Genomic DNA, 22,908 nt, shown 5'->3' with positions numbered 1-22,908 from the left:
TAAAATGCAGATTTTCTAGCATATCTCACAACTTTGAATTAAAAATAAAGCAGAGAAATTGAGTAAATTGTTTACTCATTCAGCAAACAAGTCGTTAACATCGTTATTTAATTACATATACAGCCATAAATGCGGGTATGATCACAGATAACAAGCCGTTTTAGGTGTAATTTTTCTCCACAGGAGAGAATTTAGCCAAAAACGACTTTTGGCTAAATTTTTTCAAGGATCGCTTTATGACAGTCACTAATGAGCAAGAACTCAACCAACTGGTGCAGCGAGTAGCGGACGCGCAAGCTAAGTTCGCTAATTTCAGCCAAGCCCAGGTCGATAAGATCTTTCGTGCCGCAGCATTGGCTGCCGCTGATGCACGGATCTCGCTAGCCAAAATGGCGGCCAAAGAAACCGGCATGGGCGTCATCGAAGATAAAGTCATCAAAAACCACTTTGCGTCAGAATATATTTATAACAAATATAAAGACGACAAAACCTGTGGCATTCTCGATGAAGACCCCACTTTTGGTACCATCACCATAGCCGAACCTGTCGGAATTATCTGCGGTATTGTGCCAACCACCAACCCGACTTCTACAGCAATTTTTAAAGCGCTAATTAGCCTTAAAACACGTAACGGTATTATCTTCTCACCTCACCCAAGAGCCAAAGAGTCTACCACCACTGCTGCTAGACTTGTGCTCGAAGCCGCCGTTGAAGCGGGTGCACCGCAAGATATTATTGGCTGGATAGATCAACCCAGCGTTGCACTTTCTAACCAACTGATGACCCACGATAAAATCAATTTGATTTTGGCAACCGGTGGACCAGGCATGGTCAAAGCGGCCTATTCTTCTGGTAAGCCAGCAATTGGTGTCGGTGCGGGTAATACCCCAATTGTTATTGATGAAACCGCAGACATTAAACGTGCCGTCAGCTCAATTTTAATGTCGAAGACGTTTGATAACGGCGTAGTGTGTGCTTCTGAGCAAGCGGTTGTAGTCGTCGATGAAGTATACGAGCAAGTTAAACAGCGTTTTGCCAGCCATGGCGGCTACATATTAAGCGCCGATGAAGCACAAGCCATGCAACAGGTGATCCTTAAAAATGGTGGACTAAACGCAGATATTGTCGGACAAAGTGCAGCAACCATTGCAGCGATGGCCGATATCGACGTACCGAGTTCTACTAAGGTGTTAATTGGCGAAGCGGATGACATCAGCGAAGCTGAAGCCTTTGCCCATGAAAAACTATCACCTCTGTTAGCCATGTATCGTGCCCAGGACTTCGATCAAGCCCTAGACAAAGCTGAAGCCTTGGTAACCTTAGGTGGCATCGGCCACACTTCAGGCTTATATACCGACCAAGATACCCAAACTGAAAGAGTCAAAACTTTTGGTTTTAGAATGAAAACCGCACGTATTTTGATCAACACCCCAGCCTCACAAGGCGGCATTGGCGATCTGTATAACTTTAAGCTAGCCCCATCGCTCACATTAGGTTGTGGCTCATGGGGGGGTAACTCTATTTCTGAAAACGTCGGGCCAAGTCATCTTATTAATAAAAAGATGGTGGCTAAGCGAGCTGAAAATATGTTGTGGCACAAACTTCCTTCTTCAATCTATTTCCGTCGCGGTAGCTTACCTATTGCATTAGAAGAGCTAAGCGATAAGAAACGAGCGCTAATTGTTACAGATAAATACCTGTTTAATAACGGCTACTGTGACGAGACCATTAAAATACTTAAGTCACAAGGTTTAGAAACTGACGTATTTTACGATGTTGAAGCTGATCCCACTTTAGCCATCGTTAACCAAGGCGCCAAAATGGCTGCCAGTTTCCAACCCGATGTCATTATTGCATTAGGCGGCGGCTCGCCCATGGATGCAGCCAAAATCATCTGGGTAATGTATGAACACCCTGATGTCGACTTTGCTGATCTAGCGCTGCGATTTATGGATATTCGTAAACGTATCTATAAATTTCCAAAACTGGGTAAAAAAGCCAGTATGGTGGCGATTCCAACCACATCGGGTACTGGATCTGAAGTCACCCCATTTGCAGTAGTGACCGATGAAAAAACCGGCATGAAGTACCCCATTGCCGACTATGAGCTCACGCCTAACATGGCCATTGTTGATCCAAACTTAGTTATGGATATGCCAAAATCACTTACTGCATTTGGCGGTATTGATGCTGTTACCCATGCATTAGAAGCCTATGTGAGTGTGATGGCCAACGAATACAGTGATGGACAGGCACTACAGGCGCTGGATTTACTGTTTAAACACCTACCCGATGCCTACGAGCACGGCGCTAGCGCTCCTATCGCTCGTGAAAAAGTTCACAACGGTGCCACCATCGCGGGGATTGCCTTTGCCAACGCATTTTTAGGTATTTGTCACTCAATGGCGCACAAACTCGGTGCAGAGTTCCATTTGGCCCACGGTTTAGCCAATGCACTGCTTATCAGCAACGTGATCCGTTTTAACGCCACCGATATGCCCACTAAGCAAGCGGCATTCAGCCAGTATGATCGCCCTAAAGCATTGTGCCGCTATGGCGCGATTGCCGACCACCTAAACCTGCAAGGCAATAGTGATGAAGAAAAAGTTGAAGCACTGCTTGAAAAAGTCGATGAACTCAAGGCGGCGATTGGCATGCCGGCTTCAATTCAAGAAGCTGGAGTCAACGAAGCAGACTTCCTCGCTAAATTAGATGAGCTAGCTGAAGATGCCTTTGATGATCAATGTACCGGGGCTAACCCACGCTATCCATTGATAGCTGAACTTAAACAGCTATTCTTAGACAGCTACTATGGCCGCGCATACCAAGATAGCTAACCGTTTATCGGTTTAACTTACCTATTAAAAAAGCCAGCAATATGCTGGCTTTTTTATGCGATTAACTGAGTTATTCGATTTATCGACGCTCTACCCTACAGTGAAGCTTGTTGCGCTTTGGCTAACATTCTATTGGCGTGCAATAGCGGCTCAGTATAGCCTGACGGTTGCAGTTGGCCTTCGAACACTAGTGCACATGCTGTGTTAAAGGCAATACCGTTATAGCCTGGCGCCATACATTGATAATCCTTATCATGTTGATTTTGGCCATCGACCACCACGGCCATGCGTTTTAAGCTATCCATTACTTGGGTTTTATCGCACACTCCATGGAGCAACCAATTAGCCAAATACTGAGATGAGATCCTTAAAGTTGCGCTGTCTTCCATGAGTCCGACATTGTGAATATCCGGCACTTTTGAGCAGCCGACTCCTTGGTCAATCCAGCGTACAACATACCCCAATATACCTTGGGCACAGTTATCGATTTCTTGCTGGATCTGTTGCTCGGACAGTTCATCAGCGTCAGTCATCAGCGGTAGGGTTAATAACTGCGTGAGTGTGGCTCTCGCTTGGCCTTTGAGCTGCTCCTGCTGCTGTTGCACATTAATTTGATGATAGTGAATCGCATGCAATACCGCGCCTGTAGGTGATGGAACCCAAGCCGTATTAGCCCCTGATTTAGGATGCGCGACTTTTTGCTCCAGCATTGCAGCCATTTCATCTGGCATAGGCCACATGCCTTTACCTATTTGTGCCACGCCTTGCAGCCCACAAGCTAGGCCAATATCGACATTCCAGTCTTCATAGGCTTTTATCCAGTCTTGCTGCTTCATTTGTGATTTTGCCACCATAGCGCCAGCATGCATCGACGTATGAATCTCATCGCCGGTGCGATCTAAAAACCCTGTATTGATAAACACCACTCGCGCTTTAGCCGCGTGAATACAGGCTTGCAAATTAACCGTGGTGCGACGTTCTTCATCCATAATACCCATCTTGATGGTATTTGCTGCCAGTCCGAATGCCTGCTCAATACGGCTAAACAGTTTATCGGCAAAAGCCACTTCTTCTGGACCATGCATTTTTGGTTTCACTATGTAAACTGAACCAGTACGGCTGTTACATTGGCCGTTACCCTGTTTATTGAGATCGTGCATTGCAGCCAGTACTGTACACAAACCATCTAGGATCCCCTCTGGGATAGGCTGGTTGTGCTGATCTAACACCGCATCAATTGTCATCAGGTGGCCTACGTTACGCACAAACAAAAGACTGCGCCCTGGTAGGCTTAACGTGCTGCCGTCTGCTACTTGATATTGTCTATCGCTATTTAAAGTGCGAGTCAGTTGCTGGCCACCTTTGTTAAGCGAGGCCGTTAAATCGCCTTTCATTAGCCCAAGCCAGTTACGGTAAACTTCTACTTTGTCTTCGCCATCGACTGCAGCCACTGAGTCTTCGCAATCCATAATGGTGGTGACAGCTGCCTCAATCAGAAGATCTTTAACCTTAGCGCTATCCTCTTTACCAATAAGGTGGCTAGCATCAATTTGAATTTCTACATGCAAGCCATTGTGTTTAAGTAACACCGCACTTGGGTTAGCTCGCTCGCCTTGAAAACCAACAAACTGTGCTGCATCTTTAAGAGATGTTTGCTCACCGGATGCTAACCTAGCAACTAATTGCTGCTCGTCTATGTGGTAACTGACCACTTGCTCATGACTGCCTTGGCTGAGTGCAAAGTGGCTATCAAGCATCGCTTTAGCGTATGCAATCACCTTGGCGCCGCGAGCAGGATTATACTTAGCCCCTTTTTCTGCCCCGCCACTTTCTGAAATGGCATCGGTGCCATAAAGCGCATCATATAGACTACCCCAACGGGCATTGGCGGCATTAAGCGCAAAGCGGGCATTTTTTACCGGCACAACAAGCTGCGGCCCGGCCTGATGAGTAATTTCGTTATCAACGTTTTCCGTGGTTATCGAAAAAGGAGCAACATCAGCGACAAGATAGCCAATTTGCAGTAAAAACTGCTGATACTGACTGGCATCAAACTTATCGCTGCTATGTTGCTTATGCCATTGGTCAATTTGCTCTTGTAGCTGTTGACGTTTAGCCAACAAAGCGGTGTTCTCTGGGCTGAGATCCTTGACGATATCGGCTAGTGCTTGCCAAAATTGTTCGGCGGCGACACCTGAGCCGGGTATCATCTCAGCTTCTACTAATGCAGCTAACTCGCTATCTATTTGTAGTCCACTATGCTCAACATACATTTTCATACTGCATCCCCTGCGCTGTACTCACCGCATTGCCGTGATTAACTAAACCTTATTTGATACTAACCCAACCTATAAAAATAATAGAAATATATATTATTAATCACCAGTATTCACCAAAGTTATTTTAGTCGCTATTTGTCAGTAATAAAACAACATTTTAACTTTTGCACTAACACTAAGTTTTAGTACAAGCGATTGAGATCATCAGCGGTTTGGCTGATAAGCTGCCGCATCCACCTGTGGGCTGGATTGTGCTGTAGCAAAGGGCTCCAAGCCATTGTTAATGCAATTGGCGGGATAATAAATGGCGGCTCTAGTATGGTTACATTAGGATTATTCTCGTGTTGACGCGCCATCTTACTTGGAATTGTGGCGATCAAATCTTGTTGTTCTGCCAACATACAGGCGGCTTGATAATGGCGAGTAAATACCGTTATTCGACGTTTCTGACCGATACGACTTAAGGCTTCATCTACCCAGCCTAAGCGCTGTACGTCGGCCGGATCCATACCAACCCCCACGCCCATGCCGGTTTTACTAACCCACACATGATTAGCGCTCAAGTAACTATCTAAGCTAAAGCGTTCTAAAACCGGGTTACTGTTACTGACCAAACAACTAAAGTCATCGTTCCACAGGACTTTTTGATGAAACGACTGCGGAATACTGTCAAAACGGTTAATGACCATATCAACCCGGCCCTGCTCAACATCAAGAAAGCTAACATCACTTGGGGTCATAATATCCAGGATAACCCCTGGCGCATGTTTACGTAATTTGTCGATAAGTGGCGGTAATAGTGTGGCTTCGGCATAGTCACTGGCCATAACCCGAAACACTTGTTCACTTTCTAACGCGTTAAATTTGGCTCTGGGTTGTACGGCTTTCTCCAACCCAATAATTAACTCACTGATTATAGGTTGGATTTCTTGAGCCCTTTCGGTTGGAGTCATGCCTTTACTGGTTCTTATCAGTAATGGGTCATCAAATAGCACCCGCAGACGTTTTAAGCCGTTACTCATGGCTGGCTGGCTGATCCCTAACTGATCTGCAGCCTTTGTCACATTTCTTTCACGTAGCAATACATCCAAATAAACCAATAAATTCAGGTCAATACGAGCTATATTCATAAAACAAATACCGAGAATAGTAAGTATAAATTAGCGTTATTAAACACGATATGACTATTATTTTCAACGTAATCAATCGCCGCTAATCATTTGTTAAAGGAATACTATCATGACGAACTACAGAGCTAACATCGATGAAGCTGCTACCTTGATTAATGCTGAAGGTAGTGCTTGGAACGCAATCAACCCAGAGTCAGTAGCGCGCATGAAGCTGCAAAACCGTTTTAAGACCGGTTTAGATATTGCCAAGTACACTGCCAAAATTATGCGTGAAGATATGGCTAACTATGATGCCGACTCTTCGCAGTACACGCAGTCATTAGGTTGCTGGCATGGATTTATCGGTCAGCAAAAAATGATCTCTATTAAGAAGCATTTGCTGACAACTAAGCGCCGTTACCTATACCTATCTGGTTGGATGGTTGCGGCACTGCGTAGTGAGTTTGGTCCCCTTCCTGACCAATCTATGCATGAAAAGACTTCTGTAGCATCGCTTATTAAAGAGCTATACACATTCTTACGCCAAGCAGATGCACGTGAACTCGGTGGCTTATTCAGACAGTTAGACGCTGCCCCTGAAAGCGAAAAAGCGGCTATCCAAGATAAAATAGATAATTTTGAAACCCATGTGGTTCCGATCATTGCCGACATTGATGCAGGTTTTGGTAACGAAGAAGCGACCTACCTCATGGCCAAACAGATGATTGAAGCGGGAGCTTGTTGTATCCAGCTTGAAAACCAAGTGTCTGACGTTAAACAATGTGGTCACCAAGATGGTAAAGTTACGGTTCCACACGTCGAGTTTTTAGCGAAAATCAACGCTGTACGTTACGCGTTCTTAGAGCTAGGCATTGATGATGGTGTTATTGTTGCCCGTACTGACTCTCTAGGTGCTGGCCTAACCCAAAAAATTGCCGTGACTAACGAGCCAGGCGATTTGGGTGAGCAATACAACGCTTTCTTAGACGTAGAGCCGGTAGATGCCTCAACCCTTGCAAACGGTGATGTGGTATTCCAGCAAAACGGTCAACTAGTAAAACCCGCCCGCTTGCCTAATGGTCTATTTAAATTCCGTCAAGGTACCGGTGAAGCGCGTTGCGTACTGGATTGTATTACCTCACTACAAAATGGTGCGGACTTACTTTGGATTGAAACAGAAAAACCCCATGTGGCGCAGATTGGCGGCATGGTAAACGAAATCCGTAAAGTGATTCCAAATGCCAAGCTTGTTTACAACAACTCGCCATCGTTTAACTGGACGCTCAACTTCCGTCAGCAAGTATTCGATGCCATGCAAGAAGCCGGTGAAGATACTTCAGCGTACGATCGCGACAAGTTAATGAGTGTTGATTACGACGGTACTGAGCTAGCAACTGTGGCTGATGAGAAGATCCGCACCTTCCAAGCAGACGCTGCACGTGAAGCGGGTATTTTCCATCATCTAATTACCCTACCGACTTACCATACTGCGGCCTTGTCTACGGACAACCTAGCCAAAGAGTACTTCGGTGACCAAGGTATGTTGGGTTATGTCGCTAATGTTCAGCGCAAAGAGATCCGTCAAGGCATCGCCTGTGTTAAACACCAAAACATGGCTGGCTCTGATATGGGTGATGATCACAAAGAGTACTTCTCTGGTGACCAAGCACTTAAAGCATCAGGTAAAGACAATACCATGAACCAATTTAGCTAAGCAGAGACTTGTCGGTGGTTTTTGAAGTGGACCACCTACCCTCAAATTAGCCATAAGCAAAAAGCCAGCATACGCTGGCTTTTTTACTTTTAGTGATTAGTACTAATACGGACTTTATGTTTTACAGCTTTAAACGCTTAATTAACAAGCCTGCCGAAATTGCGTAAAACAAAAGCCACGCCCAGTCACTTGGAATAATTTCAACTTAGCCACGATGAAGCAAACAATGCTTAGATGTTTATTTGTCCCCTTTGCGTAAGCTTTTTAAAAGCGTACGCGCTATACAAGCTAAAGGCGACAATAGGACTGAGGCATTTTGCTAAGTTAAAATGCTCGCTATACGCTCAGCCCAATTCATCCAATTCACCTGCCCACAAGACAGGTCAAATTCCCTAGTCAGCTATCAAACAGTCTGCAAACTTATCAAGATTGCGGTCTAGTTACATAGAAAGGGGGTAAGTCCTTTATCACTACTTAGTTAACTGTTATTTACACGATAAGTAAGAAGTTGTAACTACTGAGTTATCACTCTGATGCGGTCTACCTCAACTTTCACTGTTGTCCAACCTTGGTCTACTTCACCTTGAACAATCAGTTTAGTATCTGTTGTCACATTAATTCCGTGCCAATCTTCGTTTTCTATTTCCACAACAATTTGGCCCGTCTCATCACTAAACGTATATAGCTCATGACCTATTTGTTCTGTGATGTTACCAGTAAGAGTCACATAAGCATCGTCTCTTGCTTCAGAAGCCGCCTTAACCGTATTCGTATTAGCTATATTGCCGTTAAAACCAACCGGTGATGACTGATTAGATGCATTCGCCTGACCCGAAGAAAACCCACCCTGCGCAAATGAACCAGGACTGGCTAACGTTATTAGAGTTAATACACTTGTAAGCAATAATTTATTTTTCATGATAAACCTCATTTAATTTAAATAGATTGGTAAGCCCCTAATTTCTTAGACACCTAACTGTTTCTCAAAGTACTGTTTTTCGAACTGCACAGGAGATAGAACTTCAATTATCACCATCGCCCGATGCGGGCGATGGCTTTTAATTAATCGTTATTATTTAGCTCGTAGTTCATTAATGATTTCTACCGTATTGATTAGTTGCTTTTGTAGGTTAGGTGCAACCGTATTTGTGTACCAATCTGATAGGTAGATTACAGAATAACCAGACTCTAGGTCAGAAAAACCAGTTTGACCGAATGAACCGTGAGAATATACGATATTTTCAGCTTTCATTGTGTACGACTGCATGTCATACGTTGTGGGGCTTGCCGCAGCAAAAACATCTTTAATTACAGGTGTAACGTTAAGTACATCGTTAGATGAATCTTTTAACTCTGCATAAAAAGATTGTCCGGCTTTACCTTGTGCAATGTAGCTAGTGAATAACGCGTAGTCGTATGCACTGGTGTTGATACCATACGATGGCGATGTTGTGCCATCAGATGTTTTTGCGATTTGAATTTCATCATTACCGCCATAGCTATTGTGTAGCTCAGCAAGTAATTTCTCAAATGGCTTACCTTCAACTTTAGCGATAATAAGAGCCAGCGTGTCAGTGTTTTGGTCTGTGTAATCCCAGTTCGTGCCACGCTCGCTTTGTGTCGCTTTAGCTGCTTTGATTGCATTTAAGTGACCAATTGGCTCACCTGCGTTCTGTAGACCAATCTCTTTTTCCCATTCGTAACCATTAGAGCCTGGAGTGTGATAGTCACTCAGTGGTTCAATGCCAGAGTTCATTGTAGCCATTTCGCTGATAGTTGCCTCACCGATAATAGAACCCTCAAGTTCTGGCAAATAAGTTTTCGCTTTCCTATCAAGAGAAACCTTGCCTGAATCGATCGCGTGGCTTAGTAAAACACCAACGTAAGACTTCGCTGCTGATTGCAAGTTATTTAGCATACCGGGCTTAAAGCCATTGTCGAAGTGCTCAGCTAGTACCTTACCATCCTTCATCACTACGAATGCTTTAACCTGTGTGTCGATCAGGTCTTTACGTAGTTCCGGTGAGATTTCAAATCCGCCAACGCGCTCAACTTTAACAGGGTTTACTGATGCAGGTAGTTTGTGCACGCCATAACGTAGGAATTGTTCAATATGCGCTGATGCATATGTGTAGTAAGGCCATTGTTGGAATCCATCTGCTGGGATTTCCGCTACTGTGTAACCTTCATAAAACTTAGATAGAGGCACTTCATCTGCTGCCGATGCCGATGTGATAGAGCCTATAGTTGTCGCTAATAGAATTGTGGCTAAGATTGATTTTTTCATAATAAATACTCTTCATTTGTAAAGGCAACCTGATGTGGAGCCTCTGAATTAAGTTGTTTGTGTTGACGTGCTCTATAATCGCACCATAATGAGATAGCCCACAGCACGAAATGACCCATTTTTGGAGTGGTTGTATTGCTATGGAAAACCAAGAGGATGAAACAGTGCTAACATTTTCAAGTCACAACCTTGAGTGCTTTATCGCCGCTGCTGAAATGGGAACATTTAACAAAGCAGCTCGTAAGTTGGGCAAGTCTTCGTCTACAGTGAGTCGCTGGATAGGCGAACTTGAAGACGAGTTGGGGTATTTGCTTTTTGATCGTCAAAGTAATGGTTTAGTTGTTGTCCTAAGTGAAAAAGGCGAACTTTTACTTCCCAAAGCAAAGATTGCTATTGAATATCTGCAAAAATTTGAGAACCTTGCGCTTTCCATACACAGTGACTCTACACCTCTTAAATTAGCGATCAGTTTTGGTGAGTTAATAGATGGGGAAGGTATTGCCGATGTGATTAGTCGGTTGAAAACATCATGGCCTAACCTACAGATCTCGCTTAAAAATGCGGATATGACCCATATTCAGTTGGCTCTTGATAACAAACTCGTCGATTTTGCACTTGGTATTGTCGCTGATTCCCTTTATCCCAACGTGGGTGGAGCACTGGTTGGTGAAGAAAGTACGACTTTGATTGCGCACCCCAATAATCCCTTGTGTGGCGAGCCGAACGTACAATTGGATATGCTGTTGTCGCAAACGTCTATTTGGTCTGCTCCTTATGAACAAACCCATCAATACGATACAGCCTTATTCAAAAGTCTAGAGATGATCGAGTGTAGTGATGCTAATACTGTGGTGTCACTGGTCAAAAGCGACCTAGGGATAGCATTGCTTCCTGAATACATAGTGCACCCAGCTATCCAATCAAAACAAGTGGTGTCGCTTAATTTTGATAAAAGAGAAATCGATCCGTCATTTCAGCTGATGCTGTACTACAGATTGGACTATCCCCACCGAGAAGTTATTGAAGAGATGGTTCTTGCCCTAAGGAATTGGTTTGGTTACGAGAAATAGCTGATTGGAAAATAGATTAGCCAGCCATTGTTAATCAACAACATAGCAAGGTTTCCGTGCGCTGTTCTAGGGCAAAGCAATTTAAAATCTTCGAATGCTGAACTTAGTACAAATACACATTAGAAATAAGCCAGAAATCACGAAATAGCCGTTAACTTCTGTTTTTAGCGCGAAGATTGTTTACTCTGCCGACAAGGCCGAGGATTGCGGGAAATGTGAAGTTTTTGAATTTAGTTGGCGGACATGAACTGGCAATTACTTGAGAAATGCCGCCTTCGCTTGTTTAGATGTTCACAGTAATGGCTAAACTCTTCCAACGTCCCAACTGGGCCATGAAAAAGTTGCCCAAATGCTGTGACGATTTTAAGCCAATTGGCTGAGGGTATGGTTAGTCGACTCACCAATTCACAAACCTTTGAATCAATCGCGCCCCACTTATCGTCTCGAATAAACCTACTAGTTTAGTCAACCAGCTAGAGGGACTCTTGAAATGAGAAAGCGATGCCTTTGGATTGATGAGCACGTTCATTACCAATGAAAGGTAAAAGGGCCATTAACGATGGGTGTCTATATGTTTTGCGTCAATACTCTCTAATACTCAGAAATACACAGCTATTATTAGTCAGTCTTACGGCTAACTTTGTCAGTAAAGCTGATGGCTCTTCATAATAAAAAGCACTAACTATCACAAGTTAGTGCTACGATTATTAGCTCTTTTCTAAGTTTATACGCTAATTCATCATCAATAAGACTGAAACGACACGTTCTGATATTGATTAGCCTCTATCAAGATGGAAGTCTAACTGTACAGTGCTCTCGGCTGAAATGGCCTTACCATTTTTAAATTTGGGTGCATATCGCCATTGCTTAAGTGCTTTTAATGAAGCTTTTTCAAATTTACTGCCGCCTTCTGAGCCAACAATAGTTGCATCTTTCACAAAACCAAACTCATCGACTGTAAATCTCATTTTGACCCAGCCCTGTTTACCCCGCTTTGCATAAGCTAAAGGATATTCTGGAGGTACTCTGTAGAGAGGTTGCTGCTCTTGATCAGCATCCCAAGGTTTCATTTGCCCTATAGCTAAACAATGCTGAGTCGCTAGATCGCTCTTATCGGTTTTCTCAAAGATGTTAACTAGCACTGCATGGGCTTGTAGCTCAAACGGATGGGTAAACTCAAGTGCTTGCATTTGCTCAATGATATTGGTGTAGTGTTGGGTCGCCAGTTTATAATCCTTGCGATTGTAACGAATGGCGGCAACTATTCTCTCAGCTTCAATGCGATCTAATGCATTTTCTGGGTATTGAGTTTCGTATATCTCTAATGCTTCAAATGCCCATTTCTGTTTGCTTTTAGTATAATATTCCGTACTGGCAATTCGATTAAATGCTGCAATGTTTGTTTCTGCTATCAGAAGACTTTTTCCAGAATCATTGGCAATATCTACTGCTTCTTCAACCAAATTTTTTGCAATTCTTGCGTCAGTTTCAACTTTAGCGAGCTCGATTAATAGCTCGATGAGTTCAACTGCATTGTCATCAAAATTCACACGATAAATAGCAAGCGCTTGTTGGTAAAGCTGGGTTGCGGTTTCAATAGACTGTTTCCTGTGATCTTTTGAAACTTCATCCTTATGCTCGACAAGCAAACTCGCGTAATTTATTGCTAAATTCGCGACTGACAGATCGTTTTCATCAAATTCAGCTAGGCCCAATTGATAAGCTTGCTTGGCAAATATTCTAGCTTGGCTTAAATCGTTCTGCTCAATGGCCAGCTGGTAGTCTTTATAGGTGTCTGAAAATGATTTGGCATGAAGGTGTGATGAGCATAAAAGTAGTCCAATCCCCACTGCCAAAGGGGTAAAATAGCGAGTAGTCATAATGAAGTCCTTATCAAAATTGATTCGATAAGATGACATATTTTAGTAAAAAATAGAACAACAATTTGCAACAATCTGTATCAAACGGGTCACTTAACACAAAAAGTATGTTGGCAACCATAGTCAATCCCGACCTAATTGATTTGGTGATGTATCGATAGTCTGTTTTCGATAATTGAGAGTGATTAACCATACCAACAAAACGCTCTATACCAGACATTAGCCAGTTACCGTGTTGATTATTAGTCGCTATTGGGCGTTAGCTATTCATTATCAACAAGAAAACGAGTTACGTTAGAGGAAAATATAAGCCAGCCATTAATAATCATCTATGACTCCACCTTTGAGAGTATTAACGCTAAGCATGAGCGGGGCGCTGTAGCAGGGATTTTTGTGTGCTATGCTTTTTGTGGCACACAAAAAAGCACTGCGGAGATGGCTCCGACTCCACGCAATTGTTATGTGTCACCATCACTGTAAACATCTCTAATATTCAATTTATTCATTCAACTAATCATCGTTTAACCTCAATATGAAAATTAAAAAGTGCTTTATGAGGATGGGTGTTTTCAACCAAAAAGTCATGCATGCGATCGCCAGTCCGAGCACCGTTACTTTGCGACCAAGCATTTCTCATTGTTGTATTTAGCGGAATACGGAAGTTATTTTTATTCCACAACTGCTTTAACTTATCAAGTGTTTCCGGTGAAACTTCAGCATTTCTGTTACCAACACCGTTAAACCCGGTATCAAATCTCCTATCTCTAGCTACGTCGTCAGTCCCGTTATACCATCTCGCTAGCTCAATGCGCATTCTTTCAACGACCTCAGAAACAGTCTTTTTGGATTGCGTATCCATCCAGCTTAAAAAGGTTGTATATTGGACTGTATGTGTTGAGTCGGACACAAAATCCCTAAACAGTTCTTTGGTTTCGGAATCTAAATTTATGTAAAACGTCCATGTTTCATCGTCCAACGCGACTTCCTGCATAGAAGTCATTAATTTATCTTCAAACTGGATGGCTCTTTGAATTGTTGAGTTGTTATCTGCCACCTTTGTATTAACCGGGGAAGCACTGTACTGTTTATTGCTGTTGATCATTCTCTGAATTCTTTTTTGTGCAACAGCTTCAGGCCGGTTGTCTACAAATTGAAATGTTGAATCATTAGAACCGTGCTTTCTATTAACGCTATTTACCGCAGATTGATTTTCATTTTTTTGTGATTTGTGCACATAGCAGACCATTTCTCTTCCCCCCCCTTAATTGTCGATGCGTAGTCGCATTTTTACGCATAACGAATGATATGGACTCCCCTTACCAAATGGCCACTATGTGCCATATTGAAAGTGCAAACATTCAATCAAGGAGAGTCCATATGTCCTTAATTAAAGCAATTGGCATCGATTTAGCCAAATTAATTTTTAGTATTCACGGTGTTGATGAATACGGTAAAACCAAACTAAAGCAAACAGTTAAAAGAAACAAGCTCTTAGCTAAAATTGCCCAATACCACCTTGTATTATCGGCATGGAAGCTTGCTCCCTTGCACACTATTGGGCAAGGGAGTTTACTAAACATGGTCACGATGTCCGTATCATGGATTCTAAGTTCGTTATTCCCTATCGCCAAAGTGAAAAAGGCAAAAACATAAGCCAGCCATTATTAATCAACAACATAGTAAGATTACTGCGAGCTGTTCAAGGTCAAAGCAGTTAAACACCTTAAAAAACGGTGCTTAATAAAAATACACATTGGAAATCAGCCTAAATCGGCAAAATCAGGCGCTAAATGCTGTTTTTAGCGCAAGGGATATTAACTCTGCTAAAAGCGCTGAGGAGTTAGGAGAAATGTGAGCATTTGAACTTAGTTTGCAGGCATAAACTGGCAACTACTGGAGAAATGCCGCCTTCGCTTGTTTAGATGTTCACAGTAATGGCTAAACTCCTCTAATGTCCCCACAGGTCCATGAAAGAGTTGTCCAAATTCTGTGACGATTTTAAGCCAATTAGCTGAGGGGATGTTTAGCCTACTCAGTATGTCACAAGCCTTTGAATCAATCGCGCCTCGCTTATCGTCTCGAATCACCCTACCTGTTTCGTCAACCAATACTAGGTAGTCTTGAAGAGAGAAAGCGATGCCTTTGGGTTGTTTGGCGCGTTCATTACCAATGAAAGGTAAAAGGCGTTTAGGTTGCTCTCCCTTGAGCGCAGCTTTGACTCTGAGCTTGATACTAGTGAAGTCTGATTGCTCAGGTGTGGTCGCCATTTTAGCCCGTATCGGATTAAGTTCGACATAGGCCATACAGGCCAATACAGCTGCTTCATCAAGCAGCGCTTGTGATTTAAATCGTCCTTCCCAGAAATGTCCTGTGCAGTTATCTTCTAGATTAGCTTGTCTTGCGATAGGCTCATTTAGACACCTCATAAACCAGCTAATATCGCAAAGGCGCGAGCGATACGTCGCAATCAGGTATTTTAGCTGAGCAACAGCGTATTCTTCTATCACTTCACCTTTGGCGAATTTCTGCGTTAATTCAGTCCCTTTAAACAGCTTATGCCATTGCAGTACGACTCCCCTATCTGACCAGGCATTAACTTGTTCAACATCAATATGGAGCACGATATGAAGGTGGTTGCTCATCACTGCATAAGCCGCCACGTCAATTGCAAACACTTCGGTGAGCTTCAAGATTTGAGTTTCTACCCAACCACGGCGGTGGTCATAATTCTTGCCAGTGTATTTATCGTCACCGCATAAGAAAGCCCGTCGTACAACGCGACTGCAGCAATGATAATAAGGTGTGTCTTCGAGACTAATGAGGGTTCGTCTTGGCCTTGGCATGCAACCTCCTTGTTATATGCGCAAATAAAGCATAGTTGGAGGTTGTCATCTACGCCATTAACGATGGCTGTCTATATATTTCTTCCTTTAAAGTCGACCCCAATATACAAGTGCTTGCTTTTTGAGCTTAGCTTTTTGAGCCATTGCACAGAGATCGCCATAAAGACTCAAAATATCAGCTTTATCCCATCCCCACTTGAATTCATCTGTGACAGCCCATTTATTGGCAGTCTCTTGATAATTTTCAGGTGATTGACTCGCCAATAAATCTCGAAAGTCATTTGAAATGACAACCAACCAAACTTCACCATCATCAGCAGTATGAACTTTAATGTCGTCTTTAAAGCTTTCTTCGGGCGAGCCACTAACTATCTGAAATAAGCTTTCGAAATGAAATTCGTTTAGTTGCTTCCATGTTTGGCTTGCACGAGATTCGTACGGTGCAACCTCGGCCAATAGTTCAGCTGGCTTGAGGTCATCTACTAGAATTATTTCCCCTAACATAATGCAAGACTCTCCTTGGCACATAACGCCTCGTTAAGAGGCAAATAATATGTTGGCTAAAATAAGCGACGCAGGAGCAAAAGCCAACTGTTATTTGTCCTGCTTTAACGACTTGTTAGAAGACGCTAGCTCAGTAATCATTGGAGGCTCATGAGCTAGAATTGATACGCACTCATTTAAACCAATAATAAGGTACTCATGCGGTTCACAAAGCTTACCTGTTACGAAGTGATCTCGTGTTTTTTCTAAAGAATTCCAGCCACCTTCAATAACTTCAAAACACCAACCTTTAGTTAAATCGCACTCAGACCAAAACTCACCTAAGTCACCTTCATCAAGAACTCTAAAGCCCCATGTTGCATCAAAATTAACTTTGATTTTCCAATTATCTGAATCAACAATAATATCTAAACCGTTATCTGACAGTTTAACTTCATCAACTATCGTGCTGCGATCTGATTTATATGGTGATTCAATTAATAGCACCTTAGGTTCGTATATCATCGTAGTCTTCTAACGCTTTGCTAAGCGGCTAAAAATTGTTGGCTAAAATAGCGAGGAACGAGCAAAAGCCAACTGTTTTTTGTCCGTTTAAGCAACTTGTTAGCCTTGCGTTGCTAAGAATGCTATACCCGCAGCTAAACAAGCGAGTACAGCTGAATTTTTGACAGGGCTTTTTTCACTAGAAGTAAGTAAAGCCCCTATAGCTGCAGCTCCACCTGCTGCTTGCACAATAGTATTATCTGATTTCAATAATACTCCTGTGCCAAGAGCTGTAATTAAATACTTTTGCACCTGAGTACTTTCTTTCTCTAAGCCGCAGACTACGCGTACAAAGTGTTCACAGTTTTCTGAGAATAAGCCGTATGGAATACCTAGGAATTTTTTAGCTCGCTGAATAGATAATTCAGGACTCGAAGATTTAATACTACTTAGTTTTGGCTCTTTTCCGTCTTTAAAATCTTCTAATGAGATTTCTTCGACTTTGAAAAATTTCTTTGAGTTATGAATGAGAGTATTGTTTCCAATGTAAATACCATAGTGTTTAAATCCGGTATATTGGATAGAGAGAACATCACCTAAATTATACATTTTTACTTCCTGTAAATTAAAACTCTTATATTGAGACAAATGCTTACCGTTTCAAGTAAGGCTAACATTTGTATATAAGGCTTGCGCGTTTTGCCAAGCCCGGTTGAAAAAGCGTGCAGTCAAATTTCAGCTAAAAATCTATTCAAAACAACTCAATAACAAAGAACCTGCAAAATTGTATTCAATACACTTTCGGTAGAAACGCGCATGCACGCTTTGCTTTCCTATTATCTCAATAACTCAAGGTTGCACACTTTCATATTACTGAATTTACACAACTTATTTACACCCCGCAATAGCAAACCGAGAATTGAAAAGTCATACATGCCTTGATTTTTTAAATAATACGATAATACTGTATAAACATACAGCCTTTATTGAGGTTAGAAAATGAATCACACAAGCCCTTTTTTAGAATCGGTACGACAAGCCATTCGCTTACGAGGTTATAGCCTACGGACAGAAAAAGCGTACTTATACTGGATCAAAAGATATATTCTTTACCATCAGAAAACGCATCCAGAAAACCTTGGAGCGATCGATGTGAAAAATTTCTTGAGTTGGTTAGCTAACAGCCAAAACGTGGCAGTGAATACGCAAAAAGTCGCACTCAATTCACTAGTATTTCTATATCAGCAATGTCTCAAAGTTGAACTTGGTGTTTTAGGTTTTAGCTTAGCAACAAAGCAACGTACCTTACCCACAGTATTATCCCCTAGGGAAGTTTCTCAGATATTGTCTCATATGAATGGAACCGCAAAATTGGTTATTGAAATGCTCTATGGTAGCGGTATGAGAGTCAATGAGTGTTTAAGGTTAAGACTAAAGGATATTAATCTGGATAACTTATCATTGACTATTCGGGACGGTAAAGGCAAAAAAGACAGGCAGACACTATTAAGCAAAACATGCTGTAGTAGGCTAAGAAGCTACATTGATAAGTCGATTCAACTACAACAAGGAGACAACAGTAACGGCTATGGTCCCTCTTTACCCAATGCGATAGCTAAAAAGTATCCTAGTGCTTATCGTCAGGCTGCATGGATGTATCTCTTTCCATCAATTCGTATTTGCGAACACCCAGTAACTAAAACGCCTTGTCGACACCATCGTCATGACAGTACGATAAGAAAATCTCTTCAACAGGCGGTAAAGAGTTCTCGCTTACATAAAAAAATCAATTGCCATACATTCAGGCACTCTTTTGCCACTCATCTTTTACAAACCGGAACAGATATAAGAACCGTCCAGGAGCTGTTAGGACACAACGATGTTAGTACCACACAAATCTATACTCACGTACTTGGTCAGCATTATGCGGGAACCGTTAGTCCACTAGATACACTTTAATAGTATTAACCCAATTATGCAGCACCTAATACTAATCAAAAAAAAAGCCCGCAATATGCGGGCTTTTGATTTCTTTCACGCTTAGTCTTTTTTAGTCCAGCGGTCTAACCAACCCAGTACGTTGGCGTACCACTGTTCTAGGTTATCAGGATTCAAGATCCAGTGGTTTTCATCTGGGTAAATTAATAGCTCAGATGGAATATTGTTGCGTTGCATATAGGTAAATGCCGCTAGGCCTTGACCATAAGGAACACGGAAGTCTTTCTCACCATGGATAACCAGCATTGGTGTTTTCCAGTTCTCTACATAGTTAACTGGGTTAAACTTCTCATACAGTTCTTTATTGTCTTCGTACGCGCCACCAAACTCATACTCTGGGAACCACAACTCTTCGGTCACATAGTACATAGAGCGCATATCAAACAGACCGGCGTGGTTCACTAGACAGCTAAAGCCATCGCTCCAGTTACCTTGGATCCAGTTCATCATGTAGCCACCGTATGAACCGCCTAATGCGCAAGCACGATCGCCATCTAACCATTTTTGCTGCTTAGTGACTGCCGCTAGCCCTTTTTGCAGATCTTCAAGCGGCTTGCCGCCCCAATCTTTAGAGATAGAATCGGTGAATGCTTGTCCGTAGCCGGTAGAACCGTGGAAATCAATCATCACTACACCGTAGCCGGCACCCGCCCACAGTTGTGGATTCCAACGGCTACTAAACGAGTTACCAAACGAGCCTTGTGGGCCACCATGAACCAAGAACGCAATAGGATACTGTTTGCCGGCTTTGTAGTCGGTAGGCTTAATCCAGTAGCCGTATACTTCTTCGTTATTCCAGCCTTTAAAGCTAAATTGCTCAAACTCACCAAATTTTACTTTAGCCAGTTTGTCTTTGTTGATTTCGGTTAAGCGTTGCTTCGCTTGACCATCTAAAGACATAGTATAAAGATCGCCTGGCTCGACTAAGCTCTTGTGGCTGTAGATAATCTTATCTTGGCTAACGCCAACAATGCTATTGCTACCGTCATTAAATAGTGGCTTCACATCGCCAAACTGGGTGTTAACCTCAAAAATAGATACTTGACCAACATCTTGAGCGGTAACATATAAGGTGCGGTTATCTTTAGAGAAAGTCAGTGAGTGCGGGCTACGATCCCACAGCGGTGCCACTTCTTTTTCTTGGCCGGTAACGGTATCTCTTAACATAATGCGTTGACGGTCAGCTTCAAAACCAGGTTTGCTCATTGCCAAATATGCTAAATAACGACCATCACCACTGTAAGTTGGGTGCGAATCCCACGCTTTATTATCTTCGGTTAGGTTGACCGCATCGCCGCCAGTGACCGGGACTTGCCATAAATCGTAGTTAGTGATCCATGATTGATCTTTACCCGGTGCTTTGGCGCTGTAGACAACGTGCTTCCCATCTGGGGTGAAAGTCACCTCTTCCATGCCAGAAAACGGCAGTGGCGGCGTTTCAGTATCTAGCCCTTGGGTCACATCAATTGCATCGGTAATGAGCTCACCATTAAGCTTGGCCACAAACAAGTGGCTGCGACTATGATCGCTCCACGTATCCCAGTGACGTACCATTAGCTGTTTGTACTCACGGCCAGTGGTTGTCTGGTTTTCTAGCTCGTCAAAACGCTCTACCGAACACTTGATGTCTTTACAATCTGGGAATACCCGCATGTTCATCACGACCTGGCTGCCATCTTGTGACAACTTAAAGCCCTCGACATCTAACGGTAAATTAGACACCTTCTGTGCTTCGCCACCATCAAGCGCAAGCTGATATAACTGGCTTGAACCATCACGTGCGGCCAAAAAGTAGATAGACTTGTCGTCGGCGGCAAATGCCACACTGTGCTCAGTACCAGCTACAGAGGTCAGCTTTTTGGCATCCCCACCATTTACGCTTTGAATATACAGATCAGAGCTAGCATCACCATTGCTATCAATATTTTTAACAGCGTAGACAACTTTATCACCAGAGTTGGCTAAAGTAGCTGAATGAAGCTTATTAAGTTTGACAAGGTCCTGAACCTTAAAAGGCTCAGCAGCTTGGGCGTTGACAGAAGTCATCATGCCTGATGCCGCTAACGCGAGAATGAGTGCAGTTTTTTTCATTGTTATTGTCATCTTTTAGTTAGAATTGCTGATTGTAAATAATAAGTTAATAGCGTTTGTGAGCTATTTTGCATAGTTGGCAAGCACACTAAACAAAAAACAGGGTGTAAGCAAGTCGCTGACACCCTGTATTGTTGGCTAATTCGACAATCAAGTTAACCAAGTTAACCAAGTTAACCAAGTTAGTAGTACGCTAGGTTAGATTGTTTAGCTCAACTTCACTTTCCAACTGGCTGGGCCAGTTTCATGGGCGTTAACCCCTTCACTGTCTACCGCTACCGTCACTGGCATATCTTTAACGTCAAACTCGTAAATCGCTTCCATACCTAAATCTTCAAATGCCACTACACGCGCTTTCTTAATGGCTTTAGAGACTAAGTAAGCCGCGCCGCCCACAGCCATTAAATAGCATGATTTATGTTGCTTAATAGAGGCGACAGTAGCTGGGCCACGTTCAGCCTTACCAATCATGCCCATTAGACCGGTTTTCTCTAGCATCACATCGGTAAATTTATCCATACGGGTTGCAGTTGTTGGTCCTGCAGGGCCAACCACTTCGTCGCCAACTGGATCAACTGGGCCAACGTAGTAGATAAACTTACCTTTAAAGTCGACACCTTCTGGTAGGCCTTCGCCACTTTCAATTAAGGTTTGAATACGCTTATGTGCTGCGTCACGACCAGTTAGCATTTTGCCGTTAAGCAATAAGGTATCACCGCTCTTCCACTCTTGCATTTCTGCTTGCGTTACTGTGTTGAGATCAACGCGGCGAACACTTTCACCCACTTCCCAGGTGATTTCTGGCCAATCTTCTAGTGAAGGCGGGCTTAAATCAGCAGGGCCGCTGCCATCTAAGTGGAAATGTACATGACGGGTTGCTGCGCAGTTAGGAATCATCACCACTGGCTTTGACGCTGCGTGGGTAGGCGCAGATTTAATTTTAATATCCAGTACGGTTGTAACCCCACCTAGGCCTTGAGCACCAATACCAAGTTTGTTTGAGCGCTCGAAAATATCTAGACGTAGCTTCTCATCGGTTGTTTGTGCGCCGCGTGCTTGTAACTCGTGAATGTCTACTGGGTCCATTAAGGACTCTTTCGCCATCACAGCCGCTTTCTCTGCTGTGCCACCAATGCCTATGCCAAGCATGCCTGGTGGACACCAACCAGCTCCCATTGTAGGTAAGGTTTTCTCAACCCATGCCGCAATATCATCAGATGGATTCAACATCACCATTTTAGATTTGTTTTCAGATCCACCACCTTTAGCGGCAATGGCCACTTCTACATGGTTACCTGGCACCATATCGATATGCACAACCGATGGCGTGTTATCTTTGGTGTTTTTACGGCCACCGGCAGGATCAGCAACAATCGACGCACGTAGCGGATTGTCAGGGTTGGTGTATGCACGGCGTACCCCTTCATCAACCATTTGCTGAACAGTCATGTCGGTCTTATCCCACTGCACGCCCATACCTACTTTGACAAAACAGGTCACAATACCGGTATCTTGGCATAACGGACGCTTGCCTTCGGCTGACATACGCGAGTTAATCAAAATTTGTGCAATTGCATCTTTTGCTGCGGCGCTTTGCTCTTTTTCATAAGCTTCGGCCATTGCATCAACAAAATCTTTTGGGTGGTAGTAGGAGATATATTGCAGGGCATCAGCAACGCTTTCGATTAAGTCAGCTTGCTTAATAATTGGCTGTTCTTTACTCACAGACATTTCCTTTCTCACAGATTAGTGGTGTGTTCCCATGGACTGGGAAGCGTATTTTTTTTTAATCCTTTGCCAATATGATACTCTT

Annotated in this window: 16 protein-coding genes and 1 pseudogene; 5 read left to right on the top strand and 12 right to left on the bottom strand. The window is 43.0% G+C overall.

The features are described 5' to 3' along the window. Positions 1-236 precede the first annotated feature (236 nt). Complete coding sequence (gene adhE / locus L865_RS0104650; RefSeq protein ID WP_028772158.1) at positions 237-2,837, top strand: bifunctional acetaldehyde-CoA/alcohol dehydrogenase; 2,601 nt, start codon at positions 237-239, stop codon at positions 2,835-2,837. A gap of 95 nt (positions 2,838-2,932) precedes the next feature. Here the strand turns inward: adhE and L865_RS0104645 are convergent, their stop codons facing one another. After that, the gene (locus tag L865_RS0104645; protein WP_028772157.1) at positions 2,933-5,116 is read right to left on the bottom strand and encodes a malate synthase G; all 2,184 of its coding nucleotides are present in this window, start codon (positions 5,114-5,116) and stop codon (positions 2,933-2,935) included. A gap of 182 nt (positions 5,117-5,298) precedes the next feature. Beyond that, positions 5,299-6,246, bottom strand: coding sequence for a LysR family transcriptional regulator (locus L865_RS0104640; RefSeq protein WP_028772156.1), 948 nt, complete (start codon positions 6,244-6,246; stop codon positions 5,299-5,301). Between the two features lie 109 nt (positions 6,247-6,355). Between L865_RS0104640 and L865_RS0104635 the strand changes: the two genes are divergently transcribed. After that, entirely contained in the window at positions 6,356-7,939 is a 1,584-nt protein-coding gene (locus L865_RS0104635) for an isocitrate lyase (RefSeq protein WP_028772155.1), read from the top strand. A 514-nt stretch (positions 7,940-8,453) separates the two neighbouring features. Here the strand turns inward: L865_RS0104635 and L865_RS0104630 are convergent. Further along, positions 8,454-8,858, bottom strand: a complete 405-nt coding sequence (locus tag L865_RS0104630) for a YgiW/YdeI family stress tolerance OB fold protein (RefSeq protein ID WP_051484447.1) — start codon at positions 8,856-8,858, stop codon at positions 8,454-8,456. A gap of 153 nt (positions 8,859-9,011) precedes the next feature. Continuing rightward, a complete protein-coding gene (locus L865_RS23155) occupies positions 9,012-10,226 on the bottom strand; it encodes a serine hydrolase domain-containing protein (protein WP_051484446.1) in 1,215 nt (404 codons plus the stop codon). A 140-nt stretch (positions 10,227-10,366) separates the two neighbouring features. Between L865_RS23155 and L865_RS0104620 the strand changes: the two genes are divergently transcribed. Beyond that, positions 10,367-11,296 (top strand): LysR family transcriptional regulator, encoded by a 930-nt coding sequence (locus L865_RS0104620; protein WP_028772153.1) that lies wholly within the window; start codon positions 10,367-10,369, stop codon positions 11,294-11,296. A 776-nt stretch (positions 11,297-12,072) separates the two neighbouring features. On the opposite strand, the gene L865_RS0104615 is transcribed toward L865_RS0104620, so the two are convergent. Continuing rightward, complete coding sequence (locus tag L865_RS0104615) at positions 12,073-13,011, bottom strand: energy transducer TonB (protein WP_169732689.1); 939 nt, start codon at positions 13,009-13,011, stop codon at positions 12,073-12,075. Between the two features lie 679 nt (positions 13,012-13,690). Further along, positions 13,691-14,410: a hypothetical protein gene (locus tag L865_RS0104610; RefSeq protein WP_157577447.1), complete on the bottom strand. Its 720-nt coding sequence runs from the start codon at positions 14,408-14,410 to the stop codon at positions 13,691-13,693. Between the two features lie 143 nt (positions 14,411-14,553). On the opposite strand from L865_RS0104610, the pseudogene L865_RS23150 reads away from it, so the two are divergent. Further along, positions 14,554-14,816 (top strand): annotated as a pseudogene (locus L865_RS23150) (IS110 family transposase); the annotation flags it as partial. 225 nt (positions 14,817-15,041) lie between these two features. On the opposite strand, the gene L865_RS0104600 reads toward L865_RS23150, so the two are convergent. The 4 genes from L865_RS0104600 to L865_RS23140 form a co-directional block, all read right to left on the bottom strand. Further along, entirely contained in the window at positions 15,042-16,019 is a 978-nt protein-coding gene (locus L865_RS0104600) for a hypothetical protein (protein WP_028772150.1), read from the bottom strand. An 87-nt stretch (positions 16,020-16,106) separates the two neighbouring features. Further along, positions 16,107-16,523 (bottom strand): hypothetical protein, encoded by a 417-nt coding sequence (locus L865_RS0104595; RefSeq protein ID WP_028772149.1) that lies wholly within the window; start codon positions 16,521-16,523, stop codon positions 16,107-16,109. Between the two features lie 90 nt (positions 16,524-16,613). Beyond that, positions 16,614-17,027, bottom strand: a complete 414-nt coding sequence (locus L865_RS23145; protein ID WP_051484445.1) for a hypothetical protein — start codon at positions 17,025-17,027, stop codon at positions 16,614-16,616. Between the two features lie 99 nt (positions 17,028-17,126). Continuing rightward, entirely contained in the window at positions 17,127-17,654 is a 528-nt protein-coding gene (locus tag L865_RS23140; RefSeq protein WP_157577445.1) for a lecithin retinol acyltransferase family protein, read from the bottom strand. Between the two features lie 351 nt (positions 17,655-18,005). Between L865_RS23140 and L865_RS0104580 the strand changes: the two genes are divergently transcribed. After that, positions 18,006-18,965 carry an integron integrase gene (locus tag L865_RS0104580; protein WP_028772148.1) on the top strand — a complete coding sequence of 320 codons (960 nt, stop codon included), beginning with the start codon at positions 18,006-18,008 and terminating at the stop codon, positions 18,963-18,965. 81 nt (positions 18,966-19,046) lie between these two features. On the opposite strand, the gene L865_RS0104575 is transcribed toward L865_RS0104580, so the two are convergent. After that, the gene (locus tag L865_RS0104575; RefSeq protein WP_028772147.1) at positions 19,047-21,095 is read right to left on the bottom strand and encodes a S9 family peptidase; all 2,049 of its coding nucleotides are present in this window, start codon (positions 21,093-21,095) and stop codon (positions 19,047-19,049) included. A gap of 207 nt (positions 21,096-21,302) precedes the next feature. Continuing rightward, entirely contained in the window at positions 21,303-22,826 is a 1,524-nt protein-coding gene (locus L865_RS0104570) for a fumarate hydratase (RefSeq protein WP_028772146.1), read from the bottom strand. Positions 22,827-22,908 lie beyond the last annotated feature (82 nt).

It is taken from the genome of Shewanella waksmanii ATCC BAA-643 (genome assembly GCF_000518805.1).
Classification (GTDB): Bacteria; Pseudomonadota; Gammaproteobacteria; order Enterobacterales; family Shewanellaceae; genus Shewanella; species Shewanella waksmanii.
The sequence above is the reverse complement of the archived record's forward strand: the minus strand, read 5'-3'. Positions and strand labels throughout refer to the sequence as shown.